The following is a 13,341-nucleotide window of genomic DNA, read 5'->3' as shown; positions in this document are numbered from 1 at the left end:
TAAACATATCACTATGAGCTAAAACGTCCTTTTAATTTATAGCGATTACCGGGAAATAACAGCCTGGCACTGGAAACGGTGTAATGAGTCGACCAGGTTCGACGACTAATTAATAAACAAGGAGCACCCGACTCAATTTGCAGCAACTTACAAGATCGAGGATCGCCAGCAATAGCTTCTACAATGTGTTCACCTTCCGTTAATGGTGCAATCATTGACAAATAATCGTGCGGCGTAAGCTTGGTAAAATCCTGTTGCAAATAGCCAGGAACCGCTTGAGCATTGACATAACGATCTTCTATCTGAACAGGAACATCATTTTCATAGTGGACAATAACTGAATGGTAAATCGGCGTACCAGCAATAATGTCCAATTCAGCAGCCTGTTTCACATCCGCATTCAGCTCGGATAATTTTAATATTTTACAGCAATGCTGATGAGAACGAGCTGAAATCTCATCAGCAATGCTGTGAATTTCGAACAACGCAGATTGCCCCTTCGGTTCAGCGACAAATGATCCTACGCCTTGCAGCCGCACTAATAACCCTTCAGCAGTTAACTCACGCAACGCACGATTGGCAGTCATACGGCTACAGTTAAACTGTTTAACTAGTTCAGCTTCAGAAGGAACACGATCATTTGACTTCCATTCACCCGTGTAGATTTTTTCAATGATGGATTGTTTCACTCTGGCATACAGAGGAGCAGGTTTGGCAAATAATCCTGATAAGTGGGTCGTCACAATAAATTCCTTATGCTGTAAAAATGTTAAGTGATTAATTACACTCACTTTATCAGGCTATATTCGCCAAAATAAAAAACACAATAGTATTGTTATCTTAGATAATCAATACCACCAATGTGCTAATTGCCAAGCAATACGTGCTGCGGCTTTTCCACCTATGCCTTGTATATCAAATATTGGATTAAGCTCAACCAAATCAGCCGCCTGTAGTTTACCGCTCTGACAAATTGGCTGAATTAATTGCAGAAGACGTTCCAATGGCAACCCCAATGCGGCTGGCGCAGAGACTGCTGGCATCTGATAAGCAGGTAATACATCCAAATCGATTGTCATGTAAATCAAATCAACTTGCTGGAGTATATCTTGTATCTGCTGTTGTACCTTGTCCAGCATAGTTTCACGACATTGATCGTCCCAGATAATCGTGGCATTCAAGCGGTTTGCTTCATCCACCAATGCCTGCGTATTAGACGCCAAACTTGCGCCAATGCAAGTATAGTGAAACAGACGTTGATGTTGTTGACAATATTCAGCAAGTTGACGAAATGGTGTGCCAGAAGTGGGCTGCGGCGACCGCCGTAAATCGAGATGCGCATCAAAGTTAATAATACCAACACGCTGATGTGGAAAAGCATCATAAATTCCAACCCCATGAGCAAAAGCCGTTTCATGTCCTCCCCCAAGCACCAAGGTACGTACATTCTGACGTTGGCATTGGGTAACGGCATCAGATAAGGCTTGTTGCGCCTCACTCAATTGATTGGGATTAGCACGAATACTTCCCAAGTCCACCAATCGATCATGCCCTTTATGACTCGCCATATTTGCCAAAGATTGCCGCAAATAATCAGGGCCTTGACTGGCGCCCGGCCTACCCTGATTGCGTTTTACCCCTTCATCACATTCAAACCCTAATAACGCGATATAGTGAGAAAATTCTTCCGGCGTAAAATACGGAGATAGTTTAACTGTTTGAAAAAGCCGTAGTGCATTATCCGCTTCTGACAAATCATTTCGCCCTTGCCAAATCGTCGGCGAAGTAGCATGCCATAAATTCATTTACTGCTCCTTATCTGTTATATGCTGGAATGAGTTATAACACCACGAAACACTCTGCTATTCAAAGGGTTATGACCTAATTCATACAAAATATCAACGGGATTTTCTGCATCCCAGACAACAAAATCGGCATAAGCTCCCGCTCGCAACTGTCCGTGACTCTGTTCTCTGCCCAATGCACGAGCCGCATGCCGGGTTACACCTAACCATACTTCTTCAGGAGTCAATCCAAATTGGACACATGCCATATTCATGACCATTCGCAAAGAGGCAAATGGGCTGGTTCCGGGATTAAAATCGGTAGATACGGCTATCGGCACATTAAATTGCCGCAATAAATCAATAGGTGGGCGTTGTGTTTCCTGCAAAAAGTAGAATGCGCCAGGAAGCAAAACGGCTACCGTACCACTGTGACTAAGCGCCTCAACTCCCGCCTGATCTAAATATTCAATATGATCCACAGAAAGACCATGATAGCGAGCGACCAGTTCACTTCCGCCTAAATGAGATAATTGCTCTACATGACCTTTTACTGGAATGTTCCAATGTTGTGCTTTCTGAAAGAGCCGCTCAGTTTGTGCCAGGTTAAATCCTACGCTTTCACAAAAAACATCTACTGCCTCGAACAACCCTTTTTGCCAGAGTTGTGGCAGGATATTTTCGCAAATCAGATCCATATAAGCGTCAGGATTATGCTTATATTCAGGTGGACAAGTATGAGCAGCGAGCAATGTGGGACTGATTTCTATCGGATTATGTCGCGCTAAGTTCTGCGCAACTTGTAGCAATTTTTCTTCATTTTCCAGATTTAATCCATAACCCGATTTAATCTCAATAGTGGTTACACCTTCGGCCATAAATGCAGCAAGACGCTGCTGAGCAGAACGTTCAAGTTGTTGATGAGAACTGGCCCGAGTCGCAGAAACTGTCGCATTAATCCCCCCTCCTTGAGCACTAAGTTCAGCATAGGACATACCATTTAAACGCTGATCCCACTCATAAGCCCGGTTACCACCAAATACTAAATGAGTGTGACAATCGATTAAACCGGGGGTAATCAGGCGTTGTTGGACATCAATTACCTGACAGTGACTCGTCTGTAATGTTGCCGTGGGCAAAATAGCTAAAATTTTGTCATCACGCACCAGCAGATCATGCTCTTTTAATAATCCATAAGCCGCATTGACAGTAGGGTCCATTGTTGCCAGTCTTGCATTACGCCAGATGATATCAGTATCACGCAGTTCTATTGCCATGATCAGCATCCTGTATTGGTCTGTATCTGATATACCCGTCATCTTTCAAGTTGCTTCTTTGTTGGCTGCGCCCGCTCACCCCGGTCACATAGTTATCTATGCTGCCGGAGATTCGCTCCTTTGCCGTCGCGATGCACCTTGGAATCCATAGGGTATAAATCAGGTTTTTAGTTGTATATACATTTATTTTCCAACCAATGGTCATTGTCAAACTATTTTATTGACTACCTGTGGATATACCTTCTTAATCAGCATTTTTAAACCACAAACTCTGTAAAATCAGGTTTCATTAAATATAATCAGGTTTAATCGTTAAAAAGATGCAGTACACTTGTCACAAAATGGTTTAATTAACTGAAAAATGATGAAAAATAAATACTCCTTGGATGAGGAAGAAATTAGCTTATTTCAACAATCGGTAGCAGGCGCCAAACGCATCAACCAGGATACCGTCTTACATTCTTCCAGAAGAAAAAAAACCAGCTATATTGCCCCTGAACGAATTCAGCAAGAGCAAATCGATGCCAGCTACTATTTTTCTGATGAATTTCAGCCTAACCTTGATACCGAAGGCCCTACTCGCTATGTAAGGGAAGACACAAACCATTACGAATTGAAGAAATTACGCCGAGGCGATTATTCACCCGAATTGTTCCTTGATTTACACGGATTAACTCAAATGCAAGCCAAACAGGAAATTGGGGCATTGATAGCTGCTTGCCGTCGTGAACATGTCTATTGTGCCTGCATCATGCACGGTCACGGGAAACGTATTCTCAAACAGCAAACGCCTCTGTGGTTAGCTCAACACCCAGATATCATAGCCTTCCATCAAGCGCCAAAGGAATGGGGAGGTAACGCCGCGCTATTGATGCTTATCGAACTTGATGAGCCTTGAGCCTATATGCCGCTGAATTATTAGGCTTTTGCTGCCAATTGAGACGGGCTGACCTGCCAGACAAGAGTACCTTTGCCAGTCTGGCTGTTTAAATCCACACATATCATTGCAGAAGTTGCAAACATTGGCGGTGTTTCTACCGGGCATAACTCAGCAACTAAATAACTGACTAACGGTAAGTGAGAGACAATCAAAACAGCATTATGACCTTGCTCAGCAAGAAACTGGAGATAACTGCTTACCGTGGCAGCATCACCTGATGGCGTTAACCCCGACAACACTTCTTCACTATCCGGTAAAGATAAGGATTTACGAACAATCTGTAACGTCTGTTCAGCGCGGATATAAGGACTTACCAACACGAGATCAATCTGATGCTTTTGCTGTGCTAACCAACAAGCCATTTTTTGCGATTCATCACAACCACGAGGAGTGAGTTGCCGGGCAGCATCGCTAATTGCATCTAAAGCCGCGTCACCATGACGCATAATAAAAATTTGCATAGTCCACCGTTGAATGAGTAAGTACAGTTATCCTGCTGCTAATAAATATCAGTAATCTCAGTCTGAGTTATATACCCGTCATCTTTCAAGTTGCCTCTTTGCTGGCTGCGCTCACTCCCCCCAGTCACATAGTTATCTATGCTCCCGGGGATTCGCTCCCTTGCCGTCGCGATGCATCTTGAAATCCATAGGGTATACAATAAAAATTGTTACTACAAAAACATTTCAGACAGGGTGAACAGGCATTCTACTCAAAACAAATAAAATGGTTGAACGACAACCCAATGGATGTTGCTTGAATCTATACCCGTTATCTTTCAAGTTGCCTCTTTGTTGGCTGCACCCACTCACCCCGGTCACATCGTTATCTATGCTCCCGGGGATTCACTCCCTTGCCGTCGCGATACATCTTGAAATCCATAGGGTATAAAGAGATCTTTTTTATTCAAAAACACTCAATACAATTCCGGCGCCTCAACAACACCGGAATTTATTTTTTCATCAATGCAGTATAGGCCACTATGAATAAAAACTTTTATTCTGTTCAGCCATTTTCACTAAACACTCACAAGGTACGAATCTATCGCCATACTGATTTTCCAGCCTACGCAGAATCTCCACTACTCTGGCACAACCAAGGCTATCAATATAACGGAATGGGCCACCAAAGAATGGCGGAAAACCAATGCCGAATACTGCCCCAATATCACCATCACGTGGACTTCTGATAATGCCTTCATCCAAACAACGAACAGCTTCATTAAGCATTAGCATCACACAGCGTTGAGCTATTTCTGACGAGAGCATATGCGACTCAGGTGTTATATTCAGCAAAGTATAAATTGAACTATCAACTTTTTTGCCTTTCTTGCCAAACTGCCAGAATTTTCTGGATTCTGATGCATATAAATAGAAACCACGGCCATTTTTCCTACCCTTACGACCATCTTTCAGTACAGCATCGAGAGATTCAGGAGCGGCAAAACGCGGACCTAGTTGTTCCACCAGAATCGGCATGATTTTGGTGCCAACATCAATGCCCACTTCATCTAATAAATTAATCGGCCCGACCGGGAAACCAAAATTAACCAGAGCTTTGTCTATATGATCAATGGGCTCTCCTGCTACCAGACAATGCGCGGCCTCACTAATATAAGGGACAAGAATCCGGTTTACATAAAATCCGGCTTTATCACCAACCACGATAGCAGTCTTACCCTGTTTCTTCGCCAAAGCAACGGCTGTAGCAATCGTTTTCTCACTGGTCCCTTGATGTGGAATCACTTCCACCAGCGGCATCTTATCCACTGGACTAAAATAATGCAGACCAATCACCTGCTCTGGTCGTTGGGCTTTTTCAGCAATCTGATGGATAGGTAGTGAAGACGTATTAGATGCAAATATGGTTTCTGGTTTAGCATTCTTTTCAATTTCTGCCACCATTTGCTGTTTCAGTGACAAATCCTCAAACACTGCTTCAACAACAATATCGGTTTGCCCGAAGCCACGATAATCCGTCGTTCCTGAAATCAGCATCATTTGTTGAGCACGCTCTGCCGGGCGTAGTCGTTTTTGCTTCACCCGTTTGGACAACAAATCCCAAGTATATTTCAGTACCTGACTAATGCCCTTCTCGTTAATATCTTTAATCCGTACCGGTAGTTTGCCACGGGTGGCTGTTACATTCGCAACGCCTCCGCCCATCAGGCCACCACCTAACACACCAACACGCTTAATTTCCGCCGGTTTCTCGGATGACCCCGTTTCACTCTTCAACGAAGTTGCAGCAAAAAACAGATTACGTAAAGCGGCAGATTCCCGTGTCATTACCAGTTCGCCAAATGCTACCGCTTCAGCCTGTAAACCCTGACTCATGCCTTTTTCAACGCCTTCTTTGACAACATCAATAATTCGTTCAGGCGCAGGATAATGCCCACGAGTTTTCGCCAGCGTCTTTTTACGAACGATATTAAACAAAAAGTATCTTCCTAAGGGGCCAACTAATAACCGTTGTCGCCACGGCAAAGGTTTACGAATAGGAATACCCTTTTTGACTTTTTCGATAGCAATGTCCAGCAGAATATCCAACGGCACAGCATCATCCACCAATCCGAGCCGTAATGCCTGTTTCGCCCGTAGCTGTTTACCCGTCAGAATGATATCCAACGCTGAACTGACGCCAATAAGTCTTGGCAACCGCTGAGTACCACCGGAACCGGGTAATAACCCAAGTTGAACTTCAGGTAATCCAAGACGAGTCTTATCATCCAGTGAACACACGCGCCAATGACATGCAAGCGCCAGTTCCAAACCGCCTCCCAAACAAGCGCCATGAATTGCTGCTACGACAGGCAAGGGATAATTAGCTATCTGAGAAAATAGTTTCTGACCCTTTTCAGCCAAATCTCGCGCATCTTCTTTGGTCTTACATCCGGCAATCATAGAAATATCAGCACCGGCAATAAACGTATCCGGCTTACCGGAAATCAATATTAATCCTTTAAGACCAGAAGATTGCTGAGCTTGTTTGAAAACATTCAGAAACTGATCAACAAATTCTGCTTTCAGCGTATTTACCTTTTCTCCCGGCACATTAATAGTGATAACGCCGATCTTATCTGGCCTGACATTAAAACTGAAAACAGAAGCAGTTTGGTTTGTATCCATCGTGATGGGTGCTGCATCATGTTGAGCCTGAGTCATTATTCCACCTCCAATACCATAGCTGTGCCCAACCCGCCAGCAGCACAAGCGGTTGTCAACCCAAGCCCACCGCCACGGCGACGCAACTCATTCAATACTTGCGTCACCATACGAGCTCCTGTCGCTGCAAATGGGTGCCCATAAGCGATTGAACCACCTAAAACATTAAATTTGTCCATATCGACTTCACCAATCGCCTGAGCACGCCCTAATTTATTACGAGCAAATTCATCACTGGCAAACATTTTCAGGTTTGCCAGTGTCTGAGCCGCAAAAGCTTCATGCATATCGATTAAAGTCAGATCTTTTAGTGTGATACCTGCACGATCAAGCGCTATTGGCGTGGCGTATGACGGCCCTAATAACATATCTTGCCAGACATCAATGGCTGAGAATGCATAGCTACGCAGATAACCAAGCGGTTTTGTCCCCAATGCCTTAGCCACTGATTCACGCATCAATATGACTGCCGCTGCGCCATCCGTCAGCGGTGTACTATTTGCAGCAGTGACAGTGCCGTACTTACGGTCAAATGCCGGACGCAGCTTCGCATAAGAGGTCAGTACAGAACTTTTACGAATATTATTATCTTCAAGCAATGCTTCACGGTATGGCGGGAAGTGAGCTGTCATGACTTCATCAGCCAACAATCCCTGTTCCCAAGCTTTCGCTGCCAGAATATGGGAGCGGTGTGCTAACGCATCCTGATCTTCTCGACTGATACGGTAAGTCTTCGCCATCTGCTCCGCAGTATCTCCCATACGCAGACCCGTCGAATATTCCGCTACCGCCGGAGATACCGGCAATAAATCGCGAAATTTAAGGCGACTAAGTAATTTAAGGCGTTGCGATAACGTTTTAGCCTTATTCATATCCACCAAAGTACGAGCCAGGGATTTAGTCACGCCAATCGGCAATACAGACGAAGTATCAGCTCCGCCAGCAATCCCGATATTCACCGTGCCAGCCATAATGCTTTCAGCCACATTGGCGATCGCCTGAAAACTGGTGGCGCATGCACGGGAGACACTGTAAGCATCAGTACTCACACTTAACCCAGCACCAAGAACGATTTCACGGGCAATATTTGGCGCTTCAGGCATTTGCACCACTTGCCCAAACACCAATTGGTCAATCTTTTCAGGGAGTAAACCACTCCTAGTCACAAGTTCGCTGACGACTGATTTACCCAAATCCACAGCCGGTATGCCATGATACGATGTTGCCTGTTTAGCAAATGGAATGCGTAGCCCGCTGACAATGGCGATACGATCGCCTTGCTGTGTCACTTTTGTTAAAGGACGACTCATAACGGCTCCTGAAAGATTATCGTTAACTGAATCAAATTACTGAAAAAACTTTTCAACCAATCTGGACAGGTCTGACCTGATAGATCATTGTTAGCGTAATGTTTATAAATAGCAAACCTGAATAAATCAAAAATGAGAGGAAGCGCAACTTTAATTTATTTAATAGCTAAATGGTTTCAATACTTATTCGAACACGTTCGCAAGCTGCTTTTTGCAACATCGGTCTATTACACCAGTCATAATTCCATTACTAAAATATTCATAATGAATTCTAATATCTGATCCCTCTTACACTACCGGGAAACTCACACTACCTCTTAAAGAATATTTATCTGCCGAAATTTGATCTTAAAAAATCATTTTTAAACGTTTTTATTAATATCAAAAATCATTTTTTTGTTAACTGAGTCGCGTTTTTGATATCAACTTGGTAATATTTTAAAAACATTCTTGCAACACCAACTGTTATCAGACCTATACTTCACGACTGGTCTGATTTGTCAGCGAGGCAAACCGACCCTACAATTCTGCGCTCCTTGCTAAGATAAGTGGCATAGTTAAATAATAAACAAGAGGGTTTTGGTTATGAACCAGAAAAACCTGTTCACCCGTTCAGCATTAGCGGTTGCAGTGGCTATAATATCATCGAATGCCGGCGCTGCTGGTTTCCAGTTAAATGAATTTTCTACTTCGGCCCTAGGCCGCGCTTTTTCCGGGGAAGGCGTTGTTGCTGATAACGCAACGGTAGGAAGCCGTAACCCAGCAGCAATGACACTGTTTGATCGCCCATCATTCTCTATTGGCGCCGTCTATATCAACCCAGATGTTGATATTACTGGGAAATCGAAAAGTACTAACGCTAAAAATATCGCTCCTACCGCCTGGATACCTAACATACATTTCATTATGCCAATCGATGATCAATGGTTTGTTGGTACTTCGGTCACCACCAACTTCGGTCTGGCAACGGATTTTAGCAATAACTATGAAGCAGGCCCCATCGGCGGTAAAACTGACCTGACAACGTTGAACTTCAACTTAAGCGGTGCTTATAAACTGAATGATCACTTCAGCTTTGGTTTAGGGTTGAACGCTGTTTATGCGGATGCAGAAATCGTCCGTCATGCAGGTGCTATGGCGAGTCTAACCAGAGGTGCACTAAAACCAACTGATGAAATTGCTAATCTGTCAGGCAAAGATTGGGGCTATGGTTGGAACGCAGGCATCATGTATGAAGTGGATGAAAATAACCGTTACAGCCTGACTTACCGTTCTAAAGTTAAAGTTAAGTTTAAAGACGGCGATTATAAAAATGACGTACCTGTTGCGCTAGGTCAAATGCTGGAAAAGGCGGGAGTGAATTTACCTGCTACTGGAGGCAAAACCATTGGCGGTAGATTGGACCTCAATTTGCCGGATATCTGGGAGATTTCTGGTTACAACCGCGTAGCGCCTAAATGGGCTATCCACTATAGCCTGGCGTATACAGGCTGGAGTGAGTTTAATGAATTGAAAGGGACCAGAAATAAAGACGGCTCCGTCCTGTTCAGTAAACATGAAGGCTTCAAAGATGCTTACCGTATTGCTTTAGGTACAACTTATTATCACGACGACAACTGGACATTCCGTACAGGTATCGCCTTTGATGACAGCCCGATTCCGGCTGAAAACCGTTCTATCTCTATTCCGGACCAAGATCGTTTCTGGCTGAGTGCTGGCGCAACCTACGCATTTAACAAAGATGCTTCTGTTGATGTCGGTGTTTCATATATGCATGGTCAGAAAGTCACTGTCAAAGAGAAATTGTCTGAAGCATTGCCTTACGCATATGAATTCGAAGCTAAAGGCACTGCCTGGCTGTATGGTGTGAACTTCAACTACGCATTCTAATAATATTCCACTCTAAAAAAGGATAGCGAATATTGCTATCCTTTTTTATCTACGCAGTTAAAAACCAAATAAAGCGTTATCAATCATCAATACTATCTAAATCATCCTGTAATGCTTCGGCATTTGGATTTTTCGTGGCTTCCAGTTTACCGCCGCTTGCCATAAAATCATGGCTCTGGAAGTAAGCCTCACGCATCATCAAATAGGGATCTGACGAGTTCTTCAATAAGCCATCAGAATCCAGTAAACGAGCACGGGTTTCAATTCCTTCAAATGCCCACTTGCCGGCTGACATCCAAATAGTCAGATAACTCAGCATTGGGTAAGTCATATCCGCCCAATTTCCCCCTTCATCACGTAGGGTGAAACTGCCATAACCCGGTAATACAACATAAGGACCATACCCCGCTTTATAATAGCCCAGAGTACTCCCAAAGCGTTTTGGCTCTTCTTTTGCCAATTTGGGGTTTGCCATCGTTGCAACATCAATCAGCCCCCCCATACCCAAAATGGTATTTAGGAAAAAACGATTAAAATGTTTCATTCCCTGATATGGGTTACCCCGCAAGAAACTGTTTACCATACTAGCCGGCTCTTCAAGATTACTCAGAAAATTACCCAAACCATTTCGAGCAGGCATCGGCACATAATCACGCCACGCTACCGCGACTGGACGTAAAACATAAGGGTCAAGAACATCATAATTAAAGTTGAACATGGTACGGTTAAAGCCTTCCAATGGGTCTGAACGCCCCTGTTCAACAGTATCAGATGAATTAGCGCATCCCACTAGTAATGCGGCGGTAAGAGCGATTCCGCCCAAACGATACTTCATACATCTCTCCAAGTAATAACCTTCTAGATCCGGCAGATCAGTTTGTTGCACGACTCGCCGATGATCATCAATAATGTAAATATTACTGACAATCTAACTTGAATGGTACTCAATTTAAGTGATCACTAAATAGGCAAACAGTTTATAACGCCTTATCTTAGGAAGAAAAAACCGTTATAATAAAGCTATGTCCCCTTAGTTAAATGGATATAACAAGCCCCTCCTAAGGGCTAATTGCAGGTTCGATTCCTGCAGGGGACGCCACTCTTAACTAAACCCACCTAAATATACCTAAACAAATCTACCAAAAATCCAATAACAGCAAGCAATCATACTAAATCCACCTAAACCAAACTAAACTGGAATAAACCATAAAGCGGGGGTATCGGCGAATACCCCGTTTCAGGATACCCCCAACAATGAAATTATCAGTAAGACAGGTTGAAACAGCAAAGCCAAAAGATAAAGCTTATAAACTCGCTGATGGAGGTGGATTACATTTGTACATTTCTCCAATAGGCTCTAAATCATGACAATTGGAGTACTACATTGCAGGAAAAGATGACGCAATGGCTTGCTAACCGGATTGTGATGGGATCAGTAAGTAAATGAACATAAAGCCGAACAAGCCGGCTTCGTTGTTCTGCCTGTACGGCAGTGTATTTGCTCTTCAATAATTAGCATTTCTAAATTACTTGTACAGTAGTAAATTCATGCTTAATATTTTTTAAAAACGCAAGTAAATATTTTATCACCTCGGCTGGGTTCCGAATGCCACCCCTTTTTTTCGTTATGAATATTCCCTCACGATAACCAAACCATTTGCGCCCACTTGCCCGTTTTGCGCAGGGGCAGTTGCATACGATAAAACAGGGAATCCACCGCGACCATAGGCACCCAGTCCCGTTGAAGCAGGTTCCCCAGCAAAAAGTAAGTTAAATTTAGGTTGAACAACTCCCGATGTTGTATAGTTTGATGCGCATTCTAAAGTGATTGTTGACGTTGGCAACAAACCAGCACCACCGGCCGGATAAACCATAACATCATTACTCCCCCCCACATGTGGAGAGCCTTTTCCTCCAGGGCAAATTACAAGCCCACCAAACGATGTTTCACCACCGCTCCCTCCGTTCATACCTGGCGTGCCGCCAGAACCCCCAGCGCCAATGGTTACTGCGATGGGTGATGCGGGTACATTGAATAACGTTGTTCTAGCGTAGGAACCGGACGCGCCTGCACCTGTAGCGGCAGAGATGCTGGAATTCAACGCACCGAGGCCAGCTGAACCTCCGCCGCCGCCAACAGCTTCAACGATAATACGTTTAACTAATGGGCTGGACGGAGTATATGTACCGGATGAATAGAAAATCTGCGACCCAATTAATCGCCCACCGCCATCTCCTAAACCGAGGTTTTTCACAAACGCGTTTTTATCGGAGATATCTGCACCATTTTGATTTTTTGCCAATCGGTTATTAGCATTATCATTTACATCAGAAACAAGCTTCTGTGTTACCGCGAGAGTATTACTGTCACCGGTTTTATCTGTAAGCTGAGTAACACCTTTTTGTGTTAATGAGGCATTTGGCACTTCGGTTGCAATTTTTTGTTCTAATGCGCTACTTAATTGAGTAGCAAGTTTAACTAAATCGCCATCATCCAGAACATCATTGCCAGAATATGTCGCGATAAAATTAGCCAAAACAGATGTTATTGTCGACGACTGACGTAACACTTTATTGAGCAAATGGACCGTAATATCGTCTGGCGGAAACCCCATCTTTAAACTCCGGCTTTCTTCATATCCTTCTTGACTCACTACATTAGCATTATTACTAATAGAAAAGGCTTTAAAATCATTTCTTTGGATCATATACCCTCTTAAATTAAATAAGATCGTTCAGTAATCAATATATTAAACTATCGTACAGATGTCCTATTTCAATTGACAAAGATTATAGTCTAGCTCAGGAAATAAATAATGAGGTTTATTTTATAGTTTATGAGGTTAATAATTTTTGTATAATTGGCAATAATAAAAAATCAAACACATTGCAATAAAACATCCTAGATTATTTGCATTTAATATCTGTAAATTAACTCTTACCTTATTTTTCCCATTTATACCCTTCATCTTTCAA

Annotated in this window: 10 protein-coding genes, 1 tRNA gene and 1 pseudogene; 4 read left to right on the top strand and 8 right to left on the bottom strand. The window is 43.3% G+C overall.

All coding sequences use genetic code 11. The annotated features are described in order from the left end of the window. Positions 1-11 precede the first annotated feature (11 nt). The 3 genes from hutC to hutI all read right to left on the bottom strand — a co-directional run bounded on the left by hutC (position 12) and on the right by hutI (position 3,061). Entirely contained in the window at positions 12-743 is a 732-nt protein-coding gene (gene hutC / locus V2H77_RS07545; RefSeq protein ID WP_265378595.1) for a histidine utilization repressor, read from the bottom strand. A 105-nt stretch (positions 744-848) separates the two neighbouring features. After that, positions 849-1,805 (bottom strand): formimidoylglutamase, encoded by a 957-nt coding sequence (hutG, locus tag V2H77_RS07540; protein ID WP_341498315.1) that lies wholly within the window; start codon positions 1,803-1,805, stop codon positions 849-851. Between the two features lie 17 nt (positions 1,806-1,822). Next, positions 1,823-3,061, bottom strand: a complete 1,239-nt coding sequence (hutI, locus tag V2H77_RS07535; protein WP_341498314.1) for an imidazolonepropionase — start codon at positions 3,059-3,061, stop codon at positions 1,823-1,825. A gap of 364 nt (positions 3,062-3,425) precedes the next feature. Between hutI and smrB the strand changes: the two genes are divergently transcribed. Next, positions 3,426-3,959 carry an endonuclease SmrB gene (gene smrB, locus V2H77_RS07530; protein ID WP_049584299.1) on the top strand — a complete coding sequence of 178 codons (534 nt, stop codon included), beginning with the start codon at positions 3,426-3,428 and terminating at the stop codon, positions 3,957-3,959. A gap of 20 nt (positions 3,960-3,979) precedes the next feature. On the opposite strand, the gene sixA is transcribed toward smrB, so the two are convergent. The 3 genes from sixA to fadI form a co-directional block, all read right to left on the bottom strand. Then, the gene (gene sixA / locus V2H77_RS07525; protein WP_341498313.1) at positions 3,980-4,462 is read right to left on the bottom strand and encodes a phosphohistidine phosphatase SixA; all 483 of its coding nucleotides are present in this window, start codon (positions 4,460-4,462) and stop codon (positions 3,980-3,982) included. A gap of 519 nt (positions 4,463-4,981) precedes the next feature. Beyond that, the gene (fadJ, locus tag V2H77_RS07520; RefSeq protein WP_341498312.1) at positions 4,982-7,165 is read right to left on the bottom strand and encodes a fatty acid oxidation complex subunit alpha FadJ; all 2,184 of its coding nucleotides are present in this window, start codon (positions 7,163-7,165) and stop codon (positions 4,982-4,984) included. Then, positions 7,165-8,475 carry an acetyl-CoA C-acyltransferase FadI gene (gene fadI, locus V2H77_RS07515; RefSeq protein WP_049584296.1) on the bottom strand — a complete coding sequence of 437 codons (1,311 nt, stop codon included), beginning with the start codon at positions 8,473-8,475 and terminating at the stop codon, positions 7,165-7,167. The genes fadJ and fadI overlap by 1 nt, the downstream gene beginning before the upstream one ends. Positions 8,476-9,060: 585 nt before the next feature. Here fadI and fadL point away from each other — a divergent pair. After that, positions 9,061-10,365 carry a long-chain fatty acid transporter FadL gene (gene fadL / locus V2H77_RS07510; protein WP_341498311.1) on the top strand — a complete coding sequence of 435 codons (1,305 nt, stop codon included), beginning with the start codon at positions 9,061-9,063 and terminating at the stop codon, positions 10,363-10,365. A gap of 79 nt (positions 10,366-10,444) precedes the next feature. Here the strand turns inward: fadL and mlaA are convergent, their stop codons facing one another. After that, complete coding sequence (mlaA, locus tag V2H77_RS07505) at positions 10,445-11,200, bottom strand: phospholipid-binding lipoprotein MlaA (RefSeq protein ID WP_049584294.1); 756 nt, start codon at positions 11,198-11,200, stop codon at positions 10,445-10,447. A gap of 189 nt (positions 11,201-11,389) precedes the next feature. Here mlaA and V2H77_RS07500 point away from each other — a divergent pair. Further along, a tRNA-Arg gene (locus V2H77_RS07500) sits at positions 11,390-11,464 on the top strand. Positions 11,465-11,619: 155 nt separating this feature from the next. Beyond that, positions 11,620-11,727 (top strand): annotated as a pseudogene (locus V2H77_RS07495) (Arm DNA-binding domain-containing protein); the annotation flags it as partial. 263 nt (positions 11,728-11,990) lie between these two features. On the opposite strand, the gene V2H77_RS07490 reads toward V2H77_RS07495, so the two are convergent. Continuing rightward, a complete protein-coding gene (locus V2H77_RS07490) occupies positions 11,991-13,073 on the bottom strand; it encodes a phage tail protein (RefSeq protein ID WP_341498310.1) in 1,083 nt (360 codons plus the stop codon). Positions 13,074-13,341 lie beyond the last annotated feature (268 nt).

Origin of the sequence: Photorhabdus sp. P32 (assembly GCF_038085095.1) — a bacterium.
In the GTDB taxonomy this organism is placed as follows: domain Bacteria; phylum Pseudomonadota; class Gammaproteobacteria; order Enterobacterales; family Enterobacteriaceae; genus Photorhabdus; species Photorhabdus luminescens.
The sequence above is the reverse complement of the archived record's forward strand: the minus strand, read 5'-3'. Positions and strand labels throughout refer to the sequence as shown.

Excerpts from the sequence above, each read along its gene's own strand:
- hutG (WP_341498315.1), bottom strand. The coding sequence starts at position 1,805 with ATGAATTTATGGCATGCTACTTCGCCGACGATTTGGCAAGGGCGAAAT.
- hutI (WP_341498314.1), bottom strand. The coding sequence starts at position 3,061 with ATGGCAATAGAACTGCGTGATACTGATATCATCTGGCGTAATGCAAGA.
- smrB (WP_049584299.1), top strand. The coding sequence starts at position 3,426 with ATGAAAAATAAATACTCCTTGGATGAGGAAGAAATTAGCTTATTTCAA.
- sixA (WP_341498313.1), bottom strand. The coding sequence starts at position 4,462 with ATGCAAATTTTTATTATGCGTCATGGTGACGCGGCTTTAGATGCAATT.
- fadJ (WP_341498312.1), bottom strand. The coding sequence starts at position 7,165 with ATGACTCAGGCTCAACATGATGCAGCACCCATCACGATGGATACAAAC.
- fadI (WP_049584296.1), bottom strand. The coding sequence starts at position 8,475 with ATGAGTCGTCCTTTAACAAAAGTGACACAGCAAGGCGATCGTATCGCC.
- fadL (WP_341498311.1), top strand. The coding sequence starts at position 9,061 with ATGAACCAGAAAAACCTGTTCACCCGTTCAGCATTAGCGGTTGCAGTG.
- mlaA (WP_049584294.1), bottom strand. The coding sequence starts at position 11,200 with ATGAAGTATCGTTTGGGCGGAATCGCTCTTACCGCCGCATTACTAGTG.
- V2H77_RS07490 (WP_341498310.1), bottom strand. The coding sequence starts at position 13,073 with ATGATCCAAAGAAATGATTTTAAAGCCTTTTCTATTAGTAATAATGCT.